The sequence below is a fragment of the Sphingomonas larreae genome (assembly GCF_051400595.1).
Taxonomy (GTDB): Bacteria; Pseudomonadota; Alphaproteobacteria; order Sphingomonadales; family Sphingomonadaceae; genus Sphingomonas.
On the sequence record NZ_JBLFFI010000001.1, the window covers coordinates 919,020 to 945,236 of the forward strand.

General features: G+C 70.8%; 20 protein-coding genes. 10 read left to right on the forward strand and 10 right to left on the reverse strand.

What is annotated here, in order from left to right; translation table 11 throughout:
• Positions 1-71: 71 nt before the first annotated feature.
• The 4 genes from ACMGDM_RS04055 to ACMGDM_RS04070 form a co-directional block, all read right to left on the reverse strand.
• Entirely contained in the window at positions 72-815 is a 744-nt protein-coding gene (locus ACMGDM_RS04055; protein WP_436802826.1) for a Crp/Fnr family transcriptional regulator, read from the reverse strand.
• Complete coding sequence (locus ACMGDM_RS04060) at positions 812-1,195, reverse strand: response regulator (protein WP_436802827.1); 384 nt, start codon at positions 1,193-1,195, stop codon at positions 812-814. Before ACMGDM_RS04060 ends, ACMGDM_RS04055 begins: the two co-directional genes overlap by 4 nt.
• Positions 1,192-2,748, reverse strand: coding sequence for a sensor histidine kinase (locus ACMGDM_RS04065; RefSeq protein ID WP_436802828.1), 1,557 nt, complete (start codon positions 2,746-2,748; stop codon positions 1,192-1,194). Before ACMGDM_RS04065 ends, ACMGDM_RS04060 begins: the two co-directional genes overlap by 4 nt.
• A gap of 118 nt (positions 2,749-2,866) precedes the next feature.
• The gene (locus ACMGDM_RS04070; RefSeq protein ID WP_436802829.1) at positions 2,867-4,936 is read right to left on the reverse strand and encodes a prolyl oligopeptidase family serine peptidase; all 2,070 of its coding nucleotides are present in this window, start codon (positions 4,934-4,936) and stop codon (positions 2,867-2,869) included.
• A 276-nt stretch (positions 4,937-5,212) separates the two neighbouring features.
• Between ACMGDM_RS04070 and ACMGDM_RS04075 the strand changes: the two genes are divergently transcribed.
• A complete protein-coding gene (locus tag ACMGDM_RS04075) occupies positions 5,213-6,763 on the forward strand; it encodes a spinster family MFS transporter (protein ID WP_436802830.1) in 1,551 nt (516 codons plus the stop codon).
• Between the two features lie 174 nt (positions 6,764-6,937).
• Here the strand turns inward: ACMGDM_RS04075 and ACMGDM_RS04080 are convergent, their stop codons facing one another.
• Complete coding sequence (locus tag ACMGDM_RS04080; RefSeq protein ID WP_436802831.1) at positions 6,938-7,480, reverse strand: superoxide dismutase family protein; 543 nt, start codon at positions 7,478-7,480, stop codon at positions 6,938-6,940.
• Between the two features lie 86 nt (positions 7,481-7,566).
• Complete coding sequence (locus tag ACMGDM_RS04085; protein ID WP_436802832.1) at positions 7,567-8,436, reverse strand: CDP-alcohol phosphatidyltransferase family protein; 870 nt, start codon at positions 8,434-8,436, stop codon at positions 7,567-7,569.
• 129 nt (positions 8,437-8,565) lie between these two features.
• On the opposite strand from ACMGDM_RS04085, the gene ACMGDM_RS04090 reads away from it, so the two are divergent.
• From ACMGDM_RS04090 to ACMGDM_RS04100, 3 genes are all read left to right on the forward strand, one after another.
• Positions 8,566-9,672 carry an inositol-3-phosphate synthase gene (locus ACMGDM_RS04090; RefSeq protein ID WP_436802833.1) on the forward strand — a complete coding sequence of 369 codons (1,107 nt, stop codon included), beginning with the start codon at positions 8,566-8,568 and terminating at the stop codon, positions 9,670-9,672.
• Positions 9,673-9,682: 10 nt separating this feature from the next.
• Entirely contained in the window at positions 9,683-10,405 is a 723-nt protein-coding gene (locus tag ACMGDM_RS04095) for a phosphocholine cytidylyltransferase family protein (protein WP_436802834.1), read from the forward strand.
• A 71-nt stretch (positions 10,406-10,476) separates the two neighbouring features.
• A complete protein-coding gene (locus tag ACMGDM_RS04100) occupies positions 10,477-10,695 on the forward strand; it encodes a hypothetical protein (protein ID WP_436802835.1) in 219 nt (72 codons plus the stop codon).
• Between the two features lie 45 nt (positions 10,696-10,740).
• Here ACMGDM_RS04100 and ACMGDM_RS04105 read toward each other — a convergent pair whose 3' ends face one another.
• The 3 genes from ACMGDM_RS04105 to ACMGDM_RS04115 all read right to left on the reverse strand — a co-directional run bounded on the left by ACMGDM_RS04105 (position 10,741) and on the right by ACMGDM_RS04115 (position 14,359).
• Positions 10,741-10,998 (reverse strand): hypothetical protein, encoded by a 258-nt coding sequence (locus ACMGDM_RS04105; protein ID WP_436802836.1) that lies wholly within the window; start codon positions 10,996-10,998, stop codon positions 10,741-10,743.
• A 292-nt stretch (positions 10,999-11,290) separates the two neighbouring features.
• Positions 11,291-13,981: a TonB-dependent receptor gene (locus ACMGDM_RS04110; protein WP_436802837.1), complete on the reverse strand. Its 2,691-nt coding sequence runs from the start codon at positions 13,979-13,981 to the stop codon at positions 11,291-11,293.
• 210 nt (positions 13,982-14,191) lie between these two features.
• Positions 14,192-14,359, reverse strand: coding sequence for a hypothetical protein (locus tag ACMGDM_RS04115; RefSeq protein WP_436802838.1), 168 nt, complete (start codon positions 14,357-14,359; stop codon positions 14,192-14,194).
• A gap of 127 nt (positions 14,360-14,486) precedes the next feature.
• Here ACMGDM_RS04115 and ACMGDM_RS04120 point away from each other — a divergent pair, with 127 nt between their 5' ends.
• Genes ACMGDM_RS04120 through ACMGDM_RS04135 form a run of 4 tightly spaced genes read left to right on the forward strand, consistent with a single transcriptional unit; the run spans position 14,487 to position 22,231 of the window.
• Positions 14,487-16,475 carry an autotransporter assembly complex protein TamA gene (locus ACMGDM_RS04120; RefSeq protein ID WP_436802839.1) on the forward strand — a complete coding sequence of 663 codons (1,989 nt, stop codon included), beginning with the start codon at positions 14,487-14,489 and terminating at the stop codon, positions 16,473-16,475.
• Complete coding sequence (locus ACMGDM_RS04125) at positions 16,475-20,590, forward strand: translocation/assembly module TamB domain-containing protein (RefSeq protein WP_436802840.1); 4,116 nt, start codon at positions 16,475-16,477, stop codon at positions 20,588-20,590. Before ACMGDM_RS04120 ends, ACMGDM_RS04125 begins: the two co-directional genes overlap by 1 nt.
• Positions 20,591-20,648: 58 nt before the next feature.
• Positions 20,649-21,734, forward strand: coding sequence for an alpha/beta hydrolase (locus tag ACMGDM_RS04130; RefSeq protein ID WP_436802841.1), 1,086 nt, complete (start codon positions 20,649-20,651; stop codon positions 21,732-21,734).
• Between the two features lie 14 nt (positions 21,735-21,748).
• Positions 21,749-22,231: a DUF4142 domain-containing protein gene (locus ACMGDM_RS04135; RefSeq protein WP_436802842.1), complete on the forward strand. Its 483-nt coding sequence runs from the start codon at positions 21,749-21,751 to the stop codon at positions 22,229-22,231.
• A 22-nt stretch (positions 22,232-22,253) separates the two neighbouring features.
• Here the strand turns inward: ACMGDM_RS04135 and ACMGDM_RS04140 are convergent, their stop codons facing one another.
• Positions 22,254-23,936, reverse strand: a complete 1,683-nt coding sequence (locus tag ACMGDM_RS04140; RefSeq protein ID WP_436802843.1) for an amidohydrolase — start codon at positions 23,934-23,936, stop codon at positions 22,254-22,256.
• A 126-nt stretch (positions 23,937-24,062) separates the two neighbouring features.
• Here ACMGDM_RS04140 and ACMGDM_RS04145 point away from each other — a divergent pair, with 126 nt between their 5' ends.
• Together ACMGDM_RS04145 and ACMGDM_RS04150 are read left to right on the forward strand one after the other, a co-directional pair.
• Positions 24,063-25,304 (forward strand): threonine ammonia-lyase, encoded by a 1,242-nt coding sequence (locus tag ACMGDM_RS04145; RefSeq protein ID WP_436802844.1) that lies wholly within the window; start codon positions 24,063-24,065, stop codon positions 25,302-25,304.
• A gap of 116 nt (positions 25,305-25,420) precedes the next feature.
• Positions 25,421-26,179, forward strand: coding sequence for an arginyltransferase (locus ACMGDM_RS04150; RefSeq protein ID WP_436802845.1), 759 nt, complete (start codon positions 25,421-25,423; stop codon positions 26,177-26,179).
• The last annotated feature ends 38 nt before the right edge of the window (positions 26,180-26,217 follow it).

Consider the following 26,217-nt stretch of genomic DNA (forward strand, 5'->3'; position numbering starts at 1 on the left):
GGCGGTGCCGAGGCATTGCGGCGCCAACCCAGGTCGACCGGCGCTGAGAACCGCCAGGCGCGGCGGTGATGCTACCGCGCGCGCACCGGCTGCGGGCCGACCGTCGCGGAGACCCGCACCGGAATGCGCCCGATCTTGCGCGCGAGCGCCGGCGGATCGATCAGCGTCACGCGCCCGCCCTTCCATTGCAGGTCGTTCTCGCGCCGTGCCTGCTGCACCATCCGGTTGACGTGAACCGAAGTGAGCCCGAGTGCGTCCGCAAGCGTCTCCTGCGTCAGCGGCAGGTCGAAGCTGTTGCCGCGCGCCATGCCGTTGAGCGTCAACCGCTCGTGCAGTTCGAGCAGCAGATCGCCGATCCGCTCCTGCGCGTTGAGCCGCCCCAGCCTGGTGACCTGCGCGAGCACATACGCTTGGTCGAGCGCGTCACCCACCGCATACACCCTTTCCAGCACCGATCCCGCGGGCGCCGGCGGCGCCGCACAGGCGAGCACGTCGGTCAGCGCGACCACCGTGGTCACCGCGATCGGCCGCGGTTGCAGGCAATGCCCTACCAGATCGCCGGGAAGCAGGAAGCTGAGGAACTGGCGTCGCCCATCGGGCAACAGCCGCACCCGCGCCGCCCAGCCGCGCAGCAGCAGCAGCGGCTCCGACACCTCGCGCCCCTCGCTGATCAGCTCGCGGCGCGACCGGATCGTGTGCGCCTGTGCGGCGGCGGCGACGATCGTATCGAGCCCCTCCTGATCGAGCGGGACCAGACTCGCGAGGCGCTGGAGTGCGGGTTGGCGATCGTCGATGATGGTGGCGGCGCGGATCATGGCACGTCCTCCGTTGCGAGCAACTGGTTGAGCGCGTGCAGCACCGTCGGCACCGCGAACGGCTTGGATACGCGCGGCACGTGGCGATAGGCGTCGGGCAGCGCCCAATCGTCATAGCCGGTGACGAAGATGAAGGGCACGCCCTTCGTGGTGAGCCGGTCGGCGATCGCCAGCGACGAGTCGCCCTCGAGATTGACGTCGAGCAGCGCGGCATCGAGGTCATCCCGCTTGGCAAGCTCCAGTCCGGCGGCGAGACCGCTCACCGGGCCGACCACCACCGCCTCCTCCGTGCCAAGTGCACGGCGCAGGTCCGACGCGATGAAATATTCATCCTCCACGACGAGGATTTGTTTGCCCGAGAGCCGTCCCGGCATGGTCATGCCCCTTGCTCGTCGCCGCCAAGCGGCAACATGATGGCGCAACGGACGCCGCCGCCCCGAAACTCAAGCCGCGTCTCGGCGCCAAGCCGATAGGGCAGCGCTTCCTCGATCAACTCGGTCCCGAATCCCTGATGCGCGGGGCGGACTGCTACCGCTGGAACGCCCCGTTCCGTCCAATTAAGGTCGATTCGGCGAACACCTGTTTGATCCACTATAACATGCCAGGTAATCGAGAGCGACCCGCCCGCCACCCGGAAGGCACCATATTTCAGCGCGTTGGTTGCCAATTCATGGATCGCCAGCCCGAGCAGCTCCACCGTGGCGGCGGGAAGTGCCACGTCGGGTCCCTCAATGCGCAGCGCGGGCCCATCCGCGACGTCGACGCTGAGCAGTTCGTCGCGGATCAGATTTTCGAGGTCGACCATGCCGCTGGCATTGATCGTCGCGCTCACCTGCGTCCGGGCCAGCGCGTCGAGACGGCCGCGGAAATGATCCGCGACATCCTCGAGCGACCCGCCCGCCTCGACCGTGCGCGAGAAGACCGAGCGGACGACCGTGAGGATGTTGCGGACGCGGTGCTGGAGCTCGGCGACGAGCGCGCTTTGCCGTTGCTGAAGCAATTGCACGTCGCTGATGTCGGTCGCCGCGCCGAGCCAATGCGTGATCTCTCCGTCGGCGTCGCGCACCGGCACCTGGCGGATCAGCAGCGCGCGATAGTCGCCGCTGGCGTGGCGCACCCGACATTCCACCGCAACCGGCGTGCCCGCCGCATAAGCGCGGCGAAACGCGCGCGTCACCCGCCCCACCTCGGTCGGATGGATCAGCTCCATCCAGCCGCCGCTGGACGCCTGTTCGTCGCTCTGCCCCGTGGCGGCCTGCCACTGCCGATTGGTGTCAATGCGCTCGCCCGCCGCGTCGACCCGCCACAGCATGGCGGGCACCAGCTCGAGCGTGCGCCGGCGCTCCTCCTCAATGTCCCGAAGCGCCAATTCGGCGCGTTTGCTGCGCAGCGCCTGGACGATGGCAGGTGCCAGTTCCTCCGCCGCCGCGAGATCGACGTCACGAAAACCGCCCGGACGGTTGCCCAGGCCGACGATGCCGATCAGCGCGCCGTTGCGACGCAGCGGCACGCCGAGGAAGTTATCCAGCGGTGGATGACCCGCGGGCAGGCCGATGCGGTCGGGGTGGCCGGCCGCGTCGTTGAAGATCAACGCCTTGTCGCCGCGCAGCACGCGGCCATACAGGCCATGGATGGTCAGCCCACTCGGGACCTGCCCGGCCGGCCAGTCGCTCTCGGCCGCCTCGAACGCCCGCCAGCCGCGCTCGCTGATCGCGATCTCGTCGAGCAGGCCGGTAACCGGATCAACCTCACCCATGAAGCTGAAGGCGGCACCGGTGACATCCTCCGCGACGCGCAGGCAGACGCGGCCGAGCGCTTCCAGCGTGGGCGCGGTCAGCGCCTCGTGAAAGATCCGGTTGATGCCCTCGAGCACCGCGTTCTTGCGCGCGAGCGTGGCCAGCAGGCTGGTCTCGTCGCGAGGCTCCATCCTCATCGTACTTACCCTCAGCCGGCCAACGCATCGACGCGTCAATCGCCCAAATCAAACACCTTAACCTATGTCCTGCGGCAATCGACGTCGTTACGATCGACGCCGTGGCGCAGCGCAGCGGCTAGTTCGCCGGCGTCGCCGCGGTGCCGCGCGCGCGATAGCGGTCGAACCACGCCAGGATCGCGGCCGCCTTGGCGGCCGATTGCGACGGGCGCGCCGTGAGGCCGCCATGGCTCGCGCCGGGCACCTTGACCAACGCGGTCGGCACCTTGGCGATCTGGAGCGCGGCATAATATTGCTCCGCCTCGCTCACCGGGGTGCGATAATCCTCGCTGCCGACCACCACGAGGGTGGGCGTCTTGACGTTGCCGACGAGGCTGAGCGGCGAGCGCACCCAATAGCTCATCGGGTCTTCCCACGGCAGCTTGGTGAACCAATAGCGCGAGGTGAAGGTGGTGTTGTCCATCGTCAGCGCCTCGCTGAGCCAGTTGATGACCGGCTTCTGCGTCGCTGCGGCCTTGAAACGGTCGGTCTTGCCGACGATCCACGCGGTCAGCACGCCGCCGCCCGAGCCGCCGGTCACGAACAGATTGTCCGAATCGGCGGTGCCGTCGGCGATCGCGGCGTCGACCGCGGCGATCAGGTCGTCATAGTCGGCGGAGGGATAGTTCTTGTCGATCAGGTTGGCGAACTCGGCGCCATAGGAGGTCGAGCCGCGCGGATTGACCCACAGCACGGCGTAGCCCGCCGCGGCGTAGAGCTGCACGTCGCTCGCGAAGGTCGGACCATAAGCCGAGTGCGGGCCGCCGTGAATCTCGAGGATCAGCGGGACGCGCTGGCCCGTAGTGCGCGCCGGCGGGGTGGCAAGCCAGGCGTCGATCGCGCGTCCATCAGGCGCGGTGACGCTCAACTTGCGCACCGGCGCGAGCGTCTTGGCGGCGGTCAACACCGCGTTGAGCTGGGTCAGCCGGCGCGGCTTGCCGCCGGCGAGCACCCACACGTCCGCGGGCGCGCCGGCGTCGCCGCCGGTGTAGGCGATCACGCCGTCGCGCGAGACCGAGAAATCGCCGCCGGTATAAGGCCGGTCGAGACCGCTCCCCTGGAGATTCTCGGCGAGCACGGTGAGCCGCGCGTCGCTGCCGACGCGCGCGAGCTTGCGCTGACCATGGTCGTCATAGCTGGCGTAGAGGGTGCGCCCGTCGCGCGCCCATTGGACGTCCTCGATGCTGCGGTCGAGCGCCGCGGTGAGCGATCGCGGCGCGCCTCCGTCCGCGCCGACGACATAGAGCTGCGCGTCCTCGTAGCCGCGACGATGGTCGTCGAAACCGATCCAGGCGATCCGCGCCCCGTCGGGCGAGAAGCGCGCGTTGGCGTCGGGTCCCTGCCGCGAGGTCAGCGCGGTGACCGCGCCGGTGGCCACGTCGACCGACTGGACATCGGTGTTGAGCACCTCGCGCTCGGTATCGCCGGCGCGGATCGCGGCGAACAGGAGGCGGCGGCCGTCGGGGCTCCACGCGAGCGGGCCGTCGTCGTCGAAGCGGCCGAAGGTGAGCTGGCGCGCCGCGCCGCCATCCGCCGCCACTACGAACACATGCGCGTAGCCGGGCTTGCGATAGCCGGGGCCGTCGTTGCGATAGGTCACCCGATCGATCACCTCGAGCCCGGGCGCCCATTTCGCACCTTCGGGCTTGGCGGGCGGCTTGCCGAGCGTGGTCGAATCGCCCGCGACAGTCGCGACATAGGCCAGCCGCGTGCCGTCGGGCGACCAGGCGAGCGCGCTCGGGTCGCCGGGCAGCGACGTCACGCGCGCGCTGCTGCCGCTGGCGAGCCACCGCACGAACAGCTGCGACTGGTCGCCGTCACCCGCGACATAGGCGATGCGCGTGCCGTCGGGCGACCAGCGCGGGGAGGAGCCCGACGTCGCGAACGGCGTCTGCCGACCGCTGGCGACATCGACCAGCCACAGCGCGGAGGCCATGCGATCGGTCATGATGTCGCCGGTGCGGCGGACGTAAACGATCGTCTTGCCGTCCGGGCTGATCTGCGGATCGCTTGCGACCGACAGGCCGAACAGGTCGGCGCCGGTGAACAGCCGCGACGCGCCGTCCGCCGCCGCCGCAGGCTGTTGCGCGCTGGCGGGCGCGGCGAGCAGGGCGAGACAGACGGCGAGGCGGGAGAGCGTAAGACGCACGATGGGATCGACTCCGCGGAAGAAGGAACGCGCGCGATCATGGACGAAAGTATCGCGGGCGCAATGATGCGCGTGGGTGAGGCTTGCTAGGGGGAGGACGCGAGAGCAGCCTCCTTCCAGGGCAATCCCGACCTGCCCCGAGCGCGACCGGCCCCCACGCGAGGGCCGGAGCCCAGCTGGAAGACGCAGGTGGCTCCCACATCGGCGGCGCCCCCTTCCCTCCGACCCCGCCTCTGGTAGGCTCGCGCGCCACGGACGACGGCAGGAGAAAGCGCGATGACCCCGGACGGCGAGCAGCGCGCGGGGGGCTATGCGTGGTACGTGCTCGCGGTCCTGTTCGTCGTCTACATCCTCAACTTCGTCGACCGGCAGGTGATCTCGATCCTCGCCGAGGACATCAAACGCGACCTCCAGCTGCGCGACGAGGACCTGGGCTTCCTCTACGGCACCGCGTTCGGCGTCTTCTACGCGCTGTTCGGCATCCCGCTCGGGCGGCTCGCCGACAGCGCGCATCGCGTGCGGCTGATGACGGTCGGGCTCGCGCTATGGTCGACGATGACCGCTTTGTCGGGCTTCGCCAGCGGGGGCGCGCAGCTCGCCGCCGCGCGGGTCGGCGTCGGCGTCGGCGAGGCCACCGCGTCGCCTTCGGCCTATTCGCTGATCTCCGACTATTTTCCGCGCCGGCTGCGCGCCACCGCGTTGTCGATCTACTCGGCCGGCATCTATGTCGGCGGGGGGTGCTCGCTGCTGGTCGGTGGGCTGGTGGTGCAGCACTGGCACCGCGCCTTCCCGACCGACCCGCCACTCGGGCTGGCGGCGTGGCAGGCGGCCTTCCTCGCGGTCGGGCTGCCGGGGCTGCTCCTCGCGGTGCTGGTGGCGACACTGCGCGAGCCGGTGCGCGGCGCGGTCGAGGGGCTGCCCCCACCGCCGCCCCACCCGGCGCCGTTGCGCGCCTTCGGCAGCGAATTGCTGACGATCCTGCCGCCCCTCACATTGATCGCAGCGGCGCGGCGCGGGGTCGGCGCGCTCGCGATCAATATTGGCGTGCTCGGGGCGATGGTCGCGGCGGTGGCATTGTTGCACGCCAGCGGCGAACCGCTGGCGCAGTGGATCGCGGTCGGCATCGGGACGTACGCGGTCTTCTCCTGGGCGAGCGCGCTGCGCCACCGCGACCCGCCGACCTTCGCGCTGATCGTCGGCACGCCCGCCTTCCTGTGCGTCGTCGTGGCCTACGGGCTCAACGCCTTCATCAGCTATGCCGCCTCCTTCTGGGCGGCGCCTTATGCGATGCGTGCGCTCGCGGTCTCGCCCGCGCAGGCGGGACTGGTCCTGGGCGGCGGCGTGGCGCTGTCGGGCTTCCTCGGCGTGACGAGCGGCGGGCTGATCGCGGACCGGCTGCGGCGGCGCCACCCGTCGGGTCGGCTGGTGCCGGTGCTGTGCGGCACCATGCTGCCGGTGCCGTTCCTCGTCGCCGGCTTCACCGCGGGCGCGCCGCTGACGCTCTATCTTTGCCTGTTCGCGGCCCAATATCTGGCGAGCTGGGGCCTCGGGTCGGCCGCGGCGGCGACGCAGGACCTGGTGCTGCCGCGCATGCGCGGCACCGCCACCGCCACCTTCTTCATCGGCACGACGCTGCTCGGGCTGGCGCTCGGCCCGTATCTGGCCGGCCGCATTTCGACGCTGAGCGGCAGCCTCTCGACCGGAATGCTCGCGCTGCTGGCGGTGGTGCCGCTCGGGGTGGCGGCAGGGGCCGCGGCCTATCGGCTGGTGCCGGAGGCGGAGCGGACGCGCGAGGCGCGCGCGCGGGCCGCGGGGGAGTTGGGGTGAGGTAAGCCGGCTCGGGGCGGCGGCTACCTCTCCTCGCCCTACCCTCCGGCGTTATCCTGAACCCGTTTGAGGACCCACGGTGCCGCGAGACAGTCGGCACCTGAGGAGGCGCGGCGCGGTGGATCCTGAGACGAGCTCAGGAAGACGCCAGTGAGAAGCAGGCGGTGCCGCCCCTCACCCTGCCTGGAACACACCGCAGGCGATGCGAGCGCCCGAGTTGCCGCTCGGATCGGTCTTGAGGTCGTCCTGTCCGGCGTGGATCACCATCGCCGCGCCGTCGGCGTCGAGCAGCCCCGCCATCGTCGCGCCGGGGATGGTCGCGCCGATCGTGCCGCGACCGTCGTTGCCGATCACGAGGTTGGGCAGATCGCCCTGGTGCGGCCCCTGCGGGTTCGTCGCGCCATGCTTCATCTGGGTCGGGTTCCAGTGCCCGCCCGCGGTCTCGAACCCCGGCGCGTCGCAGCGGCCGACCATATGGACGTGCGCGCCATGGGTGCCCGGGGGCATGCCGCTGGCATCCACCGTGAAGCGGACTCCGCCGGCCACCTCGGTGGCGGTCGCGCGGCCCGCCGGCGCCCCGGTCGCGGTGACCAGCGACGCGGTGGCGCTGGCGCCGCCCGCGACCGGCGCGCCCGTGCCCATCTTGCCCTGGTCGTTGCACGCCGCCAGCGCCAGCGTCGCCAGCCCCAGTCCCGTCACCGCCGTGATCCGCCGCATCGCTCGCTCCCTTGTCCGTTGATCCATGTTCTTGCCACGGGCAACCCGCGGGCCGCGCGCGCGGTTCCGCGCCCGACCGGCTCGGGTCACCGATGCCCGTGCGCGATCAGCTGCGCAATCCGCCGCCCGACATAGGCAGCCTGCGCGATCGCGACGACGAGCACCACGTTGAGCACCACGATCTCGATCAGGAAGAACCACAACGGCGTTCCCGCGATCATGCTGAGCCCGAGCAGGATTGTCCGCGGGTTGGCGCCAAGCGCGGCGGCGGCGGGCAGCAGCTTGCGCCCCTCCTCGCGCGCGATCTGCGCGATGCGGCGGCGCTCGGGCGGGTCCGCCGCGGCGCTCGCCACCAAAGCGTTCACCACCTGCGTCGGCCCCGACATCTTGTGCCACGCCCAGAGATAGAGGCCGGACAGCTTCACCCCGATGCCGTCGCCGCCGGACTTGGCCGTCTGCAGCCACGGCACGTCATAGGCCCACCATTGGTAGGTGCGCCGCTGGCTCTCGGCGAAGACCGACTGCACCGCGCGGCTCACCCCGGCGAGCAGCACGATCGGCCAGGCGACCCAGCCGATGCGGTCGTCCATCGCCGCGCCCAGCAGCGTGTAGAGCACCGCATGCCCGGCATAGTCGCATAGCCCATCGACGATCTCGCCCGAGGGCGAGGCGCGCCCGGACAGCCGCGCCAGCGCACCGTCGGCGCCGTCCACCACGTGCCACAGGCAGTGAAGCAGGAAGCCGAGCGCGATCGCCGCGGGCGTCCCCACCTGCGCGTACAGCACCGCCGCCGCCATCACCATCAGCGCGCCGAACACCGAGACCATGTTCGGCGTCACCGGCGTCGGCACCAGCGCACGCGCCAGCAGGTGCGCCAGCGGGTGATAGATCGTCCTGTTCAGAAAGCCTTGTAGCTCGCGCGGCTTCCCCGCCACAGCCGGTTCGGAATCGTTCACGCGTTCCTCGTGCATTTGCCCCGGCGCGCCTATACAGGCGATCGCTCCGCTTGACAGTTGCCACGTATCTGTCACGAAGCGGCAACGTATATGTCTTCAGCTCGGCTAAGCGCCGACAAGTGGGGTAGAATGGCTTCGATCAAGGTGGCGGTCATCGGGGTAGGCAACTGCGCGAGCAGCCTCGTGCAGGGCAAATACCACTATGCCGGCAGCAACACCGCCGCCGGCCTGATCCATGAGGAAATCGGCGGCTACAAGGTCGGCGACCTCGAGTTCGTCGCGGCGTTCGACGTCGATTCGCGCAAGGTCGGGCTCGATCTGGGCGAGGCGATCTTTGCCAAGCCGAACTGCACCAAGGTGTTCCACGCCGACGTGCCGAAGACCGGCACGATCGTGAAAATGGGCGCCAAGCTGGACGGCGTTGCGCCGCACATGCTCACCGCCGCCAACGATCGCGGTTTCGAGATCAACGACACGCGCGACGCGGAGAAGGCGGAGATCGTCGCCGAGCTCAAGCGCTCGGGCGCCGAGATCCTCGTCAACTTCCTGCCGGTCGGCAGCCAGGAGGCGACCGAGTTCTACATGGAGTGCGCGCTCGAGGCGGGCCTCGGCGTGGTCAACTGCATGCCGGTGTTCATCGCCTCGCGCCCCGAGTGGGAGAAGAAGTTCGCCGACGCCGGCCTGCCGATCATCGGCGACGACGTGAAGGCGCAGGTCGGCGCGACGATCGTCCACCGCGTGCTGTCCAACCTGTTCGGCCAGCGTGGCGTGACGATCGATCATACCTATCAGCTCAACACCGGCGGCAACACCGACTTCATGAACATGCTCGACCGCAACCGGCTGGCGAGCAAGAAGGAGTCGAAGACCGAGGCGGTGCAGGCGGTGATCGCCGAGCGGTTGGCGGACGAGAACATCCACGTCGGCCCGTCGGACTACATTCCCTGGCTCGGCGACAACAAGCTGTGCTTCCTCCGCCTCGAGGGTGACCTGTTCGGCGGCGTGCCGATGAACCTCGAGCTGCGCCTGTCGGTCGAGGATTCGCCCAACTCGGCCGCGGTCGTGGTGGACGCGATCCGCTGCGTGAAGCTCGGCCTGGAGCGCGGCATCGCCGGCGCGCTCGAGGGTCCGTCGGCGTTCTTCTGCAAGCACCCGCCGCAGCAGGTGACCGACGATGTGGCGGCGGCGATGACCAACGAGTTCATCCACGCCGACGCGCGCCTCGCCGCCGAGTAAGGCCGCTCCCTTGCACGCGCTCATCGTCGCGGCCGGCTATGGCAGCCGGCTGCGCGCGGTCTCTCCCTCGAAGCCGCTGACGCTCGTGCAGGGCGTGCCGCTGATCGAGCGCGTGCTGCGGGCCGCGCTCGACGGCGGAGTGACCGACGTGACGGTCGTCACCGGCCACGAGGGCGAGCGGCTCGAGCGTCACCTCGCTCTGGTCGCGGCGACGCTCCACGTACCGCTGCGCTGCGTGCGCACCCCCGACTGGTCGCTCGCCAACGGCCATTCGGTGCTGACCGGCGCCCAGGCGATCGGCCCACGCCGCCACCTGCTGATGATGGCGGACCATCTGCTCGACCCGTCGCTGATCGCGCGCGTCGTCGCGGCGCCCGAGGCGGCGCTCACGCTCGGGGTCGACCGCCGGCTCGACAATCCGTTGGTCGACCTCGACGACGTCACGCGGGTGCGTACGGACGGCGATCGCATCGTCGCGATCGGCAAGCACCTCCCCGACTATGATTGCTACGACACCGGCGTGTTCGCGGTGGACGCGCGCTTCCACGACGCGCTGCGGGAGTCGATCGCGGTCGGTGGCAGCGGCTCGATCTCGGCCGGGGTCGAAGCGCTGGCGGCGCGCGGCGAGGCGCAGGTGGTCGACATCGGCGATGCCTGGTGGCTCGACGTCGACGACCCGCGCGCGCTCGATCAGGCCGAGGCCGCGCTCGCCGCGCATCCCCGCGCCGCCTAACAGCAAGAAAATGTAACCTCGATCAGCGGGAACGTGTCCGCCCGCTATGTCATTGCCAGCCGCGAGACCCGATGACGAGGATCGCCATGGACACCAACAAGCACGGCTTCTCCTACCGCAGCTTCGCCGGCTGGCCCGCGCTGCTGGCTATCGCGCTGCTGATCGCGACGGTGCTGTACCTCAACTACGGCCGTGACGCGTCGGCGACGCGGCTCAAGCCCGCTACCGGCACCGCGCGCGCGATGGCGCTGGCGGCCGAGCGCGGCGACGAGGCGATGCCGCGCCGCTGACGCTCGCTGGTGCGGCCCGCCGCTGATCCGGGCGGGCCGCGCCCCTCACTGCGCGCCCGACATGGTGCCGTTCGAGAGGTCGCCGAGCGTGTCGCCATTCTCCATCGTCATGGCATTGTCCGCCGCGACATTGTCGCCGGCGGCACTGCCCGAGGCGGTGACGCCCTCGGCCTGGCTCTGGTTGGCGACGACGTTGCCATTCTCGTCGGTAGTGACGGTCTGGTCCGCGCTGCCGCATCCGGCGAGCGCGACGGCGAGCGGAAGCGCGGCGAGAACGGCGGCGCGCGGCAGGATACGGGTCATGATAATCTCCGTTGGCTGAAGCGCGGCAACGTCGCGCCGCCCCGCGTCGTTCCCCCGCGGTCGATCGCCGGCCGATCGCGCAACAGGGCGCCGCAGCTGCCATCGCCCGTATAGGGTCGTACCCAGCTCATCTAACCCGTGAGCGCGCTCCGGCGAACGCCGGCGCCCAGGGTTACCAGCGCTCCCGCTTGCCAGCCCGCGCTCCTGCGTGCGCGGGAGCACGCGTCGGCTTGGATGGATCGAACTTCGACATGGGCGCCGCCGCTGCCTCGCCTCGGCGGCGCCGCCCGGCTCAGAACTCGGCGCGCGCCCCGAACAGGATGGTGCGGCCGTAATAATTGACCTCGCCGAAGCGCAGCTCCTTGTCGTTGTACGTGTTCTGCCGCGCACCCGCGAGATTGATCCCCTCCAGGCTGAGCGTCAGCCGGGGGGCGACGCGCAGCGAGAAATTGCCGTCGAGCGAGCCGAACGGCGCGACATAGCTGGGTGCCTGCACCGTGCTGCCGGTGCCGCTGAGATAGCGGTCGCGCCACACATAGGACAGCCGCGTCGACACCGGCCCCTTGTCGTAGAAGCCGACGAGATTGAAGCTGTTCTTGGACAGCCCGATCAGCTGGTCGCGGATCTCGCGGTCCCCGGCGCGATAATCCGCCTGCACCGAGGTATGGGTGTACGACGCCTGCACGCCGAGCCCGTCAAGCGGCGCGGGGAGGAAGCTGAACACCTGGCTGTACGCGAACTCCGCGCCATAGACCTTGGCGTCGCCGCCGTTGATCTGCGTCGACAGCCGCACCGTGCCGCGGCCGGGAATGTCGATGTCGATGTTGTTCTGCGTGATATAGTCGTCCATCTTCTTGTAGAAGACCGCGCCCGACAACAGCCCCGACGGCGCGAAATACCATTCGAGCGAGCCGTCGAACTGCGTCGCCAGGAACGGTACCAGCTCCGGATTGCCGCCGCCCGCGGTCGGCGCGTCGGTGGAGACGGTGATGCGCGGCGCGACGTCGGTGACGTTGGGCCGGGTCAGCACGCGGCTGGCGGCGAGACGGCCGACCAGCTTGGTGGTGAGGTCGGCGCGCAGGTTGAAGCTGGGCAGCACGTTGTTGAAGGTCTTGGGATAGCTCACCGGCGTCGCGACCGATCCCGCGGTCAGCGTCCCGCTCGCGACCTGATCGGTGTGGACGTAGCGCACGCCGACGTTGCCGCTCACCGCCACCGCGCCGACCGGGAATTGATAATCGGCGCGGACATAGCCGGCCGCGATCTTCTCGGTCACCTCGAAGGTGGAGCGACGGTCCGCGAGCGACAGCGGCGCGTTCGCCACCGGCGGGGTGAAGAAGGCGTCGAGATAGGCGTTCGTCACCGGCACCAGGAAGGTCCGCGGCGTGTTGCCGGACACGCCCTTGAGGAAGTCGTCGAAGGGCAGCGGCTCATAGGCGCCGCTGCCGAGCGTGCTCAGCGGCGTGCCGGCCGTCGGATTGACCAGGAAGTCGCGGCGGAAATAGTCGCGCTTGCGCCAGTGATACTCCCCACCCGCGGCAAGCTTGGACAGGAAGCCGTCCAGGTCGCGCGCGACGTCGGCGCGCGTGAACCAGTCCCAGTCCTTGCTGTCCTTGGGCGCGATGTTGAAGGTGTAGAGGCTGTAATTGGCCGGATTGCTGGCGTCGACCGGCGTGGTGAGCGTCGGCAGCACCTTGTAGCCACCGGTGGCGTCATAGCTGAGCGGCGCGATGAAGATCGCGCGGCTCCGCACCGTGCCCTGGCGGTAATCCGGGTGGAAGCTGTGCGCCGCGGACCAGTTGACGTCGGCGGACAGGTGCCAGCGATCCGGATTCCAGCGCTGCTTGAGCCCGACCGTCAGCAGATCGTGACGGTTGAGGCTATATTCGCGCGACGCCATGAAGCGGACGTTGTTGATCGTCGCCTTGGTGATCGTGTCGCCGTCGGTAACAACCGAGCCGGGGACGACCGACGACCCCGCCGGATTGTAGCTGCTCTTGCCGTCGTCCGGATAGATGTCGAGCCCGAACTCGTCGTACTTCACGTCGAGCCGGGTCGCGACCACGTCGAGGATCGTCTCCAGCTCGGCGGTCGGGCGCCACTGCGCCGAGATGATCCCCGACACGCGCTCGCGATCCTCCGTCTCCACCGTCGGCCGCGTGCGCGTCGGCGAGTAGAGCCCCTTGGGCAGCCCGCCCGTGGCCGCGGTGGCGTAGCGGTCGGCGATCCAGCCGAACCCCATGAAACGGTCGTTGCGCACCGACTTGGCCCAATATTGCGCACCCGCGAGCAGCCCGAACGTGCCGCTGTCATTGGTCGCGCTGGTCAGGATCGTCGCGTTGGGGCGGACCTTCTCGGTCTGCGTCGTGTACGTGCCGCGCAGGTTGAGCGTGGTCTTGTTGCCTACCTCGAGCGGGCGGAAGGTGGTGACGTCGATGTTGCCGCCCAGCGCGCCCTCGCTCATGTCCGCGGTGGGCGTCTTCACCACGTCGATCCGCGAGGTAAACTCGGCCGGCAGCATCTCGAAGCGGAACTGGCGACCGTTGGCGCCGCCGTTCTCGATCAGGTCGTTGAGCGCGACAGTGCGCCCGTTCATCAGCGTGTTCTGGAACTGCGGCCCGAGCCCGCGGACGCTGACGTACAGCCCCTCGCCGCGCGGCCGCGTGATCGCCACGCCGGGAACGAGCTGGAGCGCCTCGGCGACGTTCTGTGTCGGAAACTTGCCGATGTCGGTCGAGCTGATCGAATCGACGCCGTACGCGGCGCGGCGCTTGGTCTCCACCGCGGCATCGATGCTGCGCGCGTAGGTGCCGTTGACGACGATGTCCTCGCCGGGCTGGTCCGTGCCGCTCGCCGCGTCGGTGGCCTGAGGCGTGGCCGCCGCCGTGGCGGCGGTGTTCGCCTGGGCGTGCGCCGCGCCGGCGAGCGACGTGACGCTGACGAGCGCGACCGAGGCCCGAAGCAGGCCGAGATAGGTTGGCATGAACGTATTTCCCCGCGCGGCATGAGTGCCGTCTCGGCGCGGGCCTCTAGGTAGGCACGGTGTAAATCGCGCGACGCTTTGGCGACATTTTCGTTACTATGGCGAAACTAGGTCACTCTGGAGCGCCGGCGAGCGTTGGCATAATGGTGACTTGTTCGTCACGTCGCACGCCCCCTTGCCGTCCCCGGCGCCAGTATCCGTGATGCGCGCTCAGCGATCGCGCCACCACAGCCATAGCGCGATCGCAACGCCGAGCGCGAGGCCGGCGAGGAAGCCGATCGTCGGCTGGCCTGCGACGAGACCGAGGATCGTGCCGCCGAGGATCAGCGCGGCGATCGGGAAGCCGCCGGCAAGCGGGGAACGGGGGGAAGGCGCCATCCGCGTGCTGTGACATGTCACGGCGCACCGCGCCAGTCGCGCCGGACCGTGCCGCAGGTACGATCCTGATGGATGTTGGCAGCTTTCCCCCCTTCTTCTCGTCCCCGCGCACGGCTAGACGGAGCGGATGAAGCCGGACGTGGGGCGGCGCGGCGCGCTGGTCTGCGCCGTGGTCGTCGTGATGACAGGAGCAATGCCGGCGCGTGCGCAACAAGCGCCGGCGGGGGCCGCGTCGCGGTCCGCCGCGCCGGCCGACGCACCGCCCGCTCCCGTGCTCGACGACGTCGACCCCAGCGCGCCGCTCGCCCCCTTGCCCGACATCGGCGTCGACTGGCCCGATCTCGCCGCCACGAGGGGCGCCCCCGCTACCGAGAATGCGCAGCTTGGCGCGACCACGCGCTACGCCTGGCGGATCGACGGGCTCGACGCAGCGGGCACGCCGCTGCTGCGCCAGCGCTTCCAGGAACTGTCGGTGCTCGCCGGCAACGACGGCAAGGAGGCGAACCCGGCGCAGCTCGATCGCCGCGCGCGGCAGGACGCCGAGCTGCTGCTCACCTTGCTCAAGGGCGAGGGCTATTATGACGCCGCCGTCGCCACCCGTTTCGAGCGCGCCGAGAAGCGACCGGTGGTGGTGCTGGCCGCGACGCCGGGAACGCTTTACCGCTTCGCCGGGGTGACGCTCGCCGGCGTGGAGGCGGCGGGCACCAAGGCGCAGGCGCTGCGCGACGCCTTCGCGGTGCGCCCCGAGGACCCGGTCAACAGCGACGCGGTCGCGGCCGCCGAGACGCAGCTGCGCACGCGCGCCGGCGAGGAGGGCTTCGCCTTCGCGCAGATCGGCGATCCGCAGGTGGTGGTCGATCGCGCCGCGCAGACCGCGACACTGGCGGTAGAGGTCGCCCCCGGCACCGCGCGCCGCTTCGGCCGGATCACCGCCAACCCGGACAATCACGTGTTCGACGCGGATCACGTCGCCGATATCGCGCGCTTCAAGACGGGCGACCTCTATCAGGCCTCGCAACTCGACGATCTGCGCCGCGCTCTGGTGCAGACCGGGCTGGTCTCCACCGCCGAGGTGCGCGCGGTCGCGGCGGGCGATCCCTCGGTCGTGGACGTCGCGGTGCAGCTCCAGCCGGCGCCGCCGCGCACGGTCGCGGTCGAGCTCGGCTATGGCACCGGCGAGGGCGCCCGCTCGGAAGTCAGCTGGACGCACCGCAACCTGTTCCCGCCCGAGGGCGCGGTGACGCTGCGCGGCGTCGCGGGCACGCGCGAGCAGCTCGGCCAGATCACCTTCCGGCGCAACAATTTTCACGGCCGCGATCGCGTGCTCACCGCGCAGTTCGCCGCCGCTCACCTGCTGCGCGACGCCTATGAGGCCAACACGCTGTCGCTGTCCGCGGCGCTCGAGCGGCAGACCAACATCTTCTTCCAGAAGACCTGGACCTGGTCGCTCGGGGCCGAGCTGGTCGCCTCGGACGAGCGCGACGTGATCCTGTCCACCGGCGCGCCGCGCCGCCGCACCTTCCTGATCGGCGCGCTGCCGACCAGCCTCGGCTATGACGGCTCGGACGATCTGCTCAATCCGACGCGCGGTTTCCGCCTCGCCGGCCGGGTCAGCCCCGAGCTGTCACTGCAGAACCGCGCCTTCGGCTACACGCGCGTGCAACTCGACGCGAGCGCGTACCAGCCGGTAACGAGCGGCACCGTGCTGGCGGGCCGGGTGCGCGCGGGCACGATCCTGGGCGCGCCGCGCGACCAGATCGCGCCGTCGCGGCGCTTCTATGCGGGCGGCGGCGCCTCGGTGCGCGGCTACGGCTTCCAGTCGATCGGTCCGCGCGACCCCAACAACGACCCGATCGGCGGGCGGAGCCTCGCGGAATTTGCGCTGGAGGCGCGGATCAAGGCGTTCGGCAGCTTCGGCGTGGTGCCCTTTTTCGACGGCGGCAACATCTACACCGGCGGGCTGCCCGATCTCACCGGCTTCCGCTACGGCGCGGGCATCGGCGTGCGCTATTACTCCAACTTCGGCCCGATCCGCGTCGATCTCGGCACGCCGATCAACCCGCAGAGGGGGGATAGCCGGCTCGCGGTCTATGTCTCGCTGGGACAGGCATTCTGATGCGCGGGCTGCGGATCGTCGGCGGGGCCGTCGCGGCGCTCGTCGCGCTCGCGCTGCTGGTCGTCCTCGTGCTCGACACCGGAATCGGGCACCGCTTCGTCGCCGACCGGGTCAATGCGCTGCGCCCCGACAACGGGCTGCGCTTCCGCATCGGGCGGATCGACGGCTCGCTGTACGGCCGCGCCGAGCTGATCGACTTCCGCCTCTACGATCCCAAGGGTCTGGTCCTCACGGTGCCGCGCGCGCGGCTCGACTGGTCGCCGCTCGCGTGGTGGCACAACCGCCTCGACATCGCCTCGCTCGACATTGCCACCGCGACGCTCGCCAAGCTGCCCGAGCCGCGCGACACCGGGCGCAGCGGACCGCTGCTGCCCAAGTTCGACATCGCGATCGAGCGGCTCGCGGTCGACCGGCTGGTGGTGGCGCCGCGCGTCACCGGCGTGGTGCGCTACGGCCGGTTGCGCGGACGCGCCGACATCCGCGACGGCCACGCGCTGGTCGATCTCGCCGCGCTCGTACAGGGCAGCGACTCGCTCGACCTGAGGCTCGACTCGCGTCCGGAAGCGGGCCGGTTCGACCTTGAGGCGCGCGCGCGCGGCACCTCGCGCGGGGTACTGGCGAAGCTGACCGGGCTCAACCGCGCGCTCGCGCTCGACGTCGCTGGCGACGGCGACTGGCACCGCTGGGACGGGCGCGCGGTGGCGCAGGCCGGCGCGGCGCGCGTGATCGACCTCGCGCTGGCGAATCGCGAGGGCCGTTACCGATTGATCGGCACGGTGGCGCCGAGCGCGGTGAGCGGCGGCAAGCTCCGGTCGCTCACCGCGCCACGCGTCGCGGTGGATGGGAACGCCACCTTCGCCAACCGGCGGCTCGACGGCGCGCTGTCGCTGCGCTCGCCCGCGATCGCCGCCGAGGTGGAAGGAATGGTGGACCTCGCCGCCAGCGCCTTCCGCAACGTCCGGGTCAGCGCGCGGCTGCTGCGCCCGGCGGCGCTGTTCCGCAACATGACCGCGCGCGACATGCGGCTGCGCGCCATCCTCGACGGCAATTTCCGCACCTTCACCTTCGACTATCGCCTCACCGCCGCTCGCTTCGCGTTCGACGATACCGGCTTCGAGCAGGCGCGCGCGGCGGGGCGCGGGCGCTGGTCGAAGACGCCGGTGCTGGTGCCGGCGCGCTTCACCGCGGCGCGCGTCACCGGCGTCGGCGACGTCGCCGGCGGTATCCTGCGCAACCTCAGCCTCGATGGCCTGCTCAAGGTCACCGCCACCCAGGTCACCGGCGACCGGCTGCGGCTACGCTCGGACCAGCTCGCCGGCGAGGTCGGGCTCCGGCTCGACCTGCGCACCGGCCGCTACGACGTCGCGCTGAGCGGCGGGCTGGGGCGCTACCTCATCCCCGGCATCGGGCTGGTGCAGGTCGACTCGCGGCTCCAGGCGGTGCCCGGACCGAACGGCCATGGCACGCGCGTGATCGGGCGCGGCACCGCGCGCGTGCTGCGGCTCGACAACGCCTTCTTCCGCTCGCTCGCCGGCGGGCTGCCGCGGATCGAGACCGAGCTGGAACGTACGCCCGACGGCATCCTCCACTTCACCCGGCTGGTACTCACCGCGCCGACGCTGCGGCTCGCCGGCAACGGCTATCGCCGCCGCGACGGCACCTTCTTCTTCGAAGGCGCGGGCACGCAGGGCACCTACGGCCCGGTGACGCTGCGGCTCGACGGCAGGATCGAGCGGCCGACACTCGACCTCGTCTTCGTGCGCCCCAACGCTACCTTGGGGCTCGCCGCGGTGCGCGCGCGCCTCGATCCCAGCGCGCAGGGCTTCGCCTTCACCGCGGCGGGCGGGTCGCGGCTCGGCGCCTTCACGGGCGCGGGACAGATCGTCCTGCCGCCCGGCAACGGCCAGTCGCGCATTCTCGTCGAGCGGCTCGACGTCAGCGGCACGCGTGCGACCGGCGCGCTCGACATCGTCGACGGCGGCTTCCGCGGCCGGCTCGCGGTGAACGGCGGCGGCTGGAGCGGCGCGCTCGACTTCGCCCCGGTCGGCGAGGTGCAGCGCATCGCCGCACAGCTCCAGGCGCGCGGCGCCCGCGTCGGCAGCTTTGCCTCGGTGCGCGTGGCACAGCTGCAGTTCACCGCATTGCTCGACCCCGCCGGCACCAAGCTCGACGCCACCGCGCGCGGCGCCGGGCTGCGCCACGGCGCGCTGTCGGTGTCGCGCTTCGACGGCGCGGTCACGCTGGTGGGGGAGAGCGGCGAGATCCGTGCCGCAATCGCCGGCTCGCGCGGGGTCGGCTTCCGCGTCCAGACCGTCACCGCCGTCACGCCCGACGGCTATACGGTTCGCGCGAGGGGCAGCATCGGCCAGCGCCCGATCCGGCTCGACACGCCCGCGGTGCTGCGCCGCGATGGTGACGCTTGGACGCTCGCGCCGACCGAGCTTAGCTTCGCGGGCGGCTCGGCCAAGGTATCGGGGCGGCTCGGCGACGGCGACACGAGTTTCCGCGCGACGCTCGCCGACCTGCCGCTGGCGGTGCTCGACATCGGCTACAGCGGGCTTGGCCTCGGCGGCAACTCCAGCGGGTCGCTCCGGCTCGACGCCCGCGCGGGCGCGGCGCCGACCGGGCGCGCCGACGTGACGGTGCGCGGGCTGACGCGATCGGGGCTGGTCACCTCCTCCACACCGGTTGACATGGGTTTGGCGGCGGTGCTTGCGCCCGATCATGCCGGGGTGCGCGTGGTGATGCAGTCGGCGGGCAGGGTCGTCGGCCGTGCGCAGGCGCAGCTCAAGCCGCTCGGGTCGGGCAATCTGGTCGAGCGACTCGCGCGCGCGGGGCTGTTCGCGCAGCTGCGCTACAGCGGCCCCGCCGACACGCTGTGGCGGCTGACGCGGATCGAGTTGTTCGATCTCACCGGACCGGTCGCCTTCGCCGCCGACGTGACCGGCACCACCGCCGCGCCGCAGCTGCGCGGCGTGGTGCGCGCGGCGGGCGCACGGATCCAGAGCGCGACCACCGGCACCTCGATCACCAACGTCGCTGCGAGCGGGCGCTTCAGCGGCACGCGGCTCCAGCTCGACCGCTTCACCGGCGATGCCGGGCGTGGCGGCAAGGTGGTGGGCAGCGGCTGGTTCGACCTGCGCCCGACCGGCGTCGCGCTCGACCTGCGCGTCGACGCGGACCACGCGGTGCTGATCGACCGCGACGATATCGGCGCCACCGTCACCGGCCCGATCACCTTCCGCTCCGACGGCGAGGGCGGCGTGATCGGCGGCGACGTCCGGCTCGACAGCAGCCGCTACCGGTTCGGCCAGGCCACGGCGGCCAGCGCGCTGCCGCAGGTATCGGTGCGCGAGATCAACGTGCCCGGCGGCGACAATGCCGACGACGACGTGGTCGCGCCGTGGCGGCTCGACCTGCGCGCGCGCGCGCGCAATGGCCTGATGGTCACCGGGCTCGGCTTGTCGAGCGAGTGGACCGCGACGGTGCAGATCGCGGGAACACCGCTCAACCCCGCGCTGACCGGGCGCGCCGACCTGGTGCGCGGCGATTATGAGTTCGCCGGGCGCGAATTCGAGCTGTCGCGCGGCATCATCCGCTTCGCCGGCGAGGTGCCCGCCAATCCCGCGCTCGACATCGAGGCGAACGCCAACACCACTGGACTCAACGCGACGATCCGCGTCACCGGGGTGGCGCTTAAGCCCGAGATCAGCTTCACCAGCACGCCTGCGCTGCCGCAGGACGAGCTGCTCTCGCGGCTGCTGTTCGGCACCTCGATCACCAATCTCTCCGCGCCCGAGGCGCTTCAGCTGGCGGCCGCGGTGGCGGCGTTGCAAGACGGTGGCGGCGGGCTCAACCCGATCAACGCGGTGCGCCGCGCCGCCGGGCTCGACCGGCTGCGCATCCTGCCGGCCGACCCGCAGACCGGTCAGGGCACGTCGATCGCGGCGGGCAAATATGTGACGCGGCGCGTCTACGCCGAGATCATCACCGACGGTGCGGGCTATTCGGCGACCCGGGTCGAGTTCCAGGTGACGCGCTGGCTGTCGCTGCTGTCGTCGATCTCGACGCTGGGCCGACAAAGTGCCAACGTGCGCGTGTCGCGCGATTACTGACCGCCTCCGGGCGCGGTCTGGGCATGCCGGCGAGTGTGAGCGTAGCGGGGGAGCAGGGATGAGGATGATGTGGTGCGCGGCGGTCGCGCTCGCGGTCGGCGGCAGCGCCGCAGCGCAGTCACCCGCCGCGCTCAACACGCCGCCGCCGCCCCTTCCAACCGCCGCGGCCACGCCGCCCGCCGCACTGGCCGACGACATGAAGTCGGTGCTCGACCAGCTCCCGCTGCTCGGCGCGCGGCCGATCGAGGCGCTGACCGCGGCGGAGGCGCGGCTCGAGCCAGGCGCAGCGGACGCCTATAACGCCGCGATCCACAAGGCAGGGATGTCGGTCGCGCCCGATGCCACGGTGACGACCCAGGACCTCGCTTATGGTGCCGATGCGATGCAGTTCGCGCGCGTCTACCGGCCCGGCGCCGCCGCGGGTACGGGCGCCCCGCTGCCGCTGATCGTCTATTATCACGGCGGCGGCTGGGTGCTCGCCGACGTCACCGCCTATGACGCGACGCCGCGCCTGCTCGCCAAGCAGCTCAATGCGATCGTCGTGTCGGTCGAATATCGCCACGCGCCTGAATATCGCTTCCCTGCGCAGCACGACGATGCCGCGGCGGCGTATCAATGGGCGCTGCAGAACGCGGCCGGCTGGGGCGCGGACCCGGCACGCGTCGCGCTGGCGGGCGAGAGCGCGGGCGGCAATCTCGCGCTCAACACCGCGCTCTACGCGCGCGACCATGCGCTCGTTAGGCCGCTCCACGTACTCGCGGTCTACCCGATCGCCAACCGCGATCCCGCGCTGCCCTCGCGCCGTGACTCCTTCGCGGCCCGGCCGCTCGACACCGCGATGCTCGGCTGGTTCGCGCATCATTATGCCGCCTCCCGCGACCAGCTCGCCGACCCACGGCTCGACCTGGTCCATGCCGACCTGCACGGACTGCCCCCGGTGACGATCGTCAACGCGCAGATCGATCCGCTGCGAAGCGACGGCGAGACACTGGCGCAGGCGCTCCGCGGTGCCGGGGTCAGCGTCCAGCAGCGTACCTACAATGGCGTGACGCACGAATTCTTCAGCATGGGCCGGCTGGTGCGCGGCGCCTATGACGCCGAACTCTATGCGGTGGCGCGGCTCAAGTCGGCGTTCGGCCTGTGAGGACGGAGAATAGAATGACGCTGCGGGTGATCGCGGGGCTGGCCGCGATGCTGGTGTCGGGTGCCGGCGCGGCGCAGGCGATGTCGCCCGCGCGCTACCTCGAGGCCGCGAGTGCGGCGGCCCGCTATGAACGGGACGCGAGCCAGATGGTGATCGAGTCCACCACCGACCCGCGCGTGCGCGAGCTTGCGCGGATGATGCTGGCGGATCAGGCGCGCAGCACCGCGGCCCTGCGCGCCGCCGCGGCACGCGCGCGGGTCCGGGTGCCCGTCGCCGCGCTCACCCCGCTCCAGACCAAGCTGATCGCCGAGCTGCGTGACGAGACCGGCGCGGCGCGCGATGCCACCTATCTGGCGCAACAGCGCGCGGTGCAGGGCGGCGTGCTGACGCTCCACCAGGCCTATGCCGCGGGCGGCACCGCCGCGCCGCTGCGGGTGGCCGCAGCGCGGATCGTGCCGACGGTGGCGCGACACGCCGAGGCGCTGAAGGCAATGTGACCGCGGGCGCGGCGCGGCAGTGCTACTTGCCCGCCTCCCACGCGCGCTGCCCGCCGATCCATGTCTCCAGCACCTTGGTCTGGCGCAGCTCGGTCGCGCCGGCGAGCAGGGGGTCGCGATCGAGGATCAGGAAGTCGGCGCGCTGCCCGGGCGCGAGTACGCCGAACCGGTCGTCGGCGAAGCCGGCGTAGCTCGCGCCACCGGTGTACGCCCACCACGCCTGCTCGCGCGTCACTGCCTGCTCGGCGTGCCAGCCGCCGACGGGCTCGCCGTTGGCGTCGGTGCGCGTGAACGCCGCCGCCCAGCCCGCCCAGGGATCGGGCCGCTCGACCGGCACATCCGAGCCGAACGCCAGCTTGGCGCCGCTGTCGAGCAGCGACTTCCACGCATAGGCGCCCCCCAGCCGCGCCGGGCCGAGCCGCGCCTCCGCCATCACGCGATCGCTGGTCTGGTGCGTCGGCTGCATCGAGGCGATGATGCCGTACCGCCCGAACGACTTGAAGTCGGCGGGGTCGACCACCTGCGCATGCTCGATCCGCCAGCGCCGGTCGCCGGTGTAGGTGTGCGACAGCTCGGCGATGGCGTCCATCACCTGCGAGTCGGCGCGGTCGCCGATGGCGTGCACCGCGACCTGGTAGCGGTCCATCGCGGCACGGCTCATGATGTTCTGCAACTGGTCGTCGCTGAGGAAGCCGAGGCCGCGTTGCCCCGGCGCGTCGGCGTAATCGGCCTTGAGCCAAGCCCCACGCGAGCCGAGCGCCCCGTCGGCGTAGAGCTTGACCCCGTCCAGTCGTAGCCGGTCGTCGTACAGCCACGGCGTCGGCCCGGTGCCGCCGATCGTTACCGCGGTGTCGATGCCGAGCGCGTAGGACATGATCCGCAGGCGCAGCGCGCCCGTGTCGCCCATGCGGCGATAGGTCATCCAGTCGTCCAGGCTCGTCCCCATGTCCGCGATCGCGGTGACGCCGTAGCCGAGCAGGATCTGCTGCGCCTTCAGGAAGGCGGCGGTGCGGTCCTTCGGGCTGACCTTGGGAACGACCTTCTCCATCAGGTCGGTGGCGCGATCGACCAAAGTGCCGAGCGGCTTCTCGATCCGCCCCCCCGCCGGGTTCGGCGTCGTCGCGCTGACGCCCGCGGCCTTTAGCGCGGCCGAGTTGGCCCATACCGCATGGCCGTCGGCGCGCGTCATCACCACCGGCCGGTCGGCGACCGCGGCGTCGAGGTCGGCGGCGGTGGGGAAGCGGCCGAGCCCCCACACTTCCTGGTTCCAGCCGCGGCCGACGATCCACGGCCGCTCCGGATTCTCGCGCGCATAGGCGGCGATCTTGGCCTTGGCCGCGTCGAGCGTGCGCGTGTCGGAGAGATCAAGCGTCAGCGCGGCGATGCCGAGCTGGATCACATGGCCGTGCGCATCGATCATGCCGGGGACGAGCACGCGCCCCTTCATGTCGGCGCGCCAGTCGTAGCGCGGCCCGGGGTTCTTCTTGCTCGGCTTGGGCGGCTGCTCGTCGGGCGCGATCAGGCGGACCACCTTGCCCTGCGGATCGATCACCATGGCCTTGAACCGGACGACGCGCTGGTCGCGATCGAGCGTCAGTCCTGTGACGTTGTCGATCAGCGCGTCAGCGGCGGCGGGCGCCGTGGTGGCGAAGGCCGTCAGGATGGCGGCCGCGCCGAGCAGGCGCGTGGACGGGAAGCGCTTCATAGGCGTCCGCCATATGACCGGCAGGCGATCTTGGCGAGAGGTGCGCGCGTCATGCGCTGCGCGCACCCGGCGTCGCGCGCGAGCGGGGGTGTTCCTCTCACCTCGATCATAGGCTAGCACCGCGCGATGGCCAGTCTCCCCGTGTCCGATCCCGCTCTGCCCGTCTCGCTCGACGACGTCCACGCCGCCCACCAGCGCATCGCACCGTCGATCGTGCGCACGCCGACGCTGATCAGCCGCACGCTGTCGGAAATGACCGGGGCCACCGTTTATCTCAAGTTCGAGAACCTCCAGTTCACCGCGGCGTACAAGGAGCGTGGCGCGCTCAACACCTTGCTGCAGCTGTCCGACGCGGCGCGGCAGAAGGGCGTGATCGCGGCGTCGGCGGGCAATCACGCGCAGGGGCTGGCCTATCACGCCCACCGGCTCGGCGTGCCCGCGACGATCGTCATGCCGCGCAACACGCCCACGGTGAAGGTGACGCAGACCCAGGCGCACAAGGCCAATGTGATCCTGGAGGGCGACACGTTCGACGCTGCCTATGCGCACGCGCGGCTGCTCGAGACCGAGCGCGGCTTCACCTTCGTCCACCCGTTTGACGATCCCCGCATCATCGCCGGGCAGGGGACGGTGGCGGTCGAGATGCTCGAGGACCATGCCGACATCGACACGCTGATCGTGCCGATCGGCGGCGGCGGTCTGATCTCGGGCATGGCGACGGTGGCGCGCGCCGCCGCGCGCGCGATCGAGGTGGTCGGCGTCCAGGCCGAGCTGTACCCGTCGATGTACAACCGCATCAACGCGACCCAGCTCGCCTGCGCGGGCGACACGCTGGCGGAGGGCATCGCGGTCAAGGAACCGGGCGGCATCACCGCGCAGATGGTCGCGCGGCTGGTCGACGAGATCGTGCTGGTATCGGAGCGCAGCCTGGAGGAGGCGGTGAGCCTGCTGCTTCAGATCGAGAAGACCGTGGTGGAGGGCGCCGGCGCCGCCGGACTCGCCGCGCTGCTCGCGCACCCGGACCGATTCCGCGGGCGGACCGTCGGCGTGGTGCTGTGCGGCGGCAATATCGACACGCGGCTGCTCGCCAACGTGCTGCTGCGCGATCTCGCGCGCTCGGGTCGCATGGCACGGCTGCGGCTCAAGCTGCGCGACCAGCCGGGCGCGCTCTACAACGTGATGCGCGTGTTCGATCGCGAGCGCGTCAACATCATCGAGATCTCGCACCAGCGCGTCTTCACCACCCTCCCCGCCAAGGGACTGATCACCGACATCGAGTGCGAGACGCGCGATCGTGCGCACCTCGACCGGCTGATCGACGGGCTGTGCGAGGCCGGCTACGAGGTGAAGGAAGTGGAACTCGCCTGACCCGGTTCGTCCCGAGCAGCACGCTGAAATGATGGTGAATCTTCTTTTCACCATCGGCACGACCCTACATATGAGGGGTTACGCACCGGGCGGAGTCGAACAAGGAGGCTGAGGCGGTGACCGCGCCATTTCGATTCCCGCGCTTCTTCGTCACCAGCCCGCAGCCGTGCCCCTATCTGCCCGGCCGGCAGGAGCGGAAGGTGTTCACCGAACTGAGCGGCCCGAACGCGAGCGAGCTCAACGACGCGCTCGGCCGGATCGGCTTTCGTCGCAGCCAGTCGGTCGCCTATCGCCCGAGCTGCGCGGGCTGCGCCGCCTGCGTCTCGGTGCGTGTCGTCACGCATGAGTTCGCGCCGCATGCGTCGCAGCGCAAGCTGATGCGCCGTCACGCCGATCTCGAGGTCAGCGCGTGCCGGCCCTGGGCCACCGACGAGCAATATCAGCTGCTCCGGCGCTACCTCGCGGCGCGCCATCCCGGCGGCGGGATGATCGGCATGGACGAGATGGACTATGCCGACATGGTCGAGCAGTCGCCGGTCAACTCGGTGGTGGTGGAATATCGCGAGCCGTCCGTGAACGGCCGGCCCGGGGCGCTGGTCGGCGCGTGCCTCACCGATCGGCAGGTCGACGGACTGTCGATGGTCTACAGCTTCTTCGCGACCGATCAGGACCCCCGCCCCGGGCTCGGCAACCTGATCATCCTCGACCATATCGCGCGCGCGCGCGCGGCGGGGCTGCCCTATGTCTATCTCGGCTATTGGGTGAAGGGCTCCGCCCGAATGGCGTACAAGACGCGCTATCGCCCGATCGAGATGCTGGGACCGCGCGGCTGGACGCTCATGCCCGACGAGGAAGCGGTCGCGGCCCGGGCCTAAGCGTCGGCGAGCCGAGGCGCATTCGTCGTCGCGCCGGG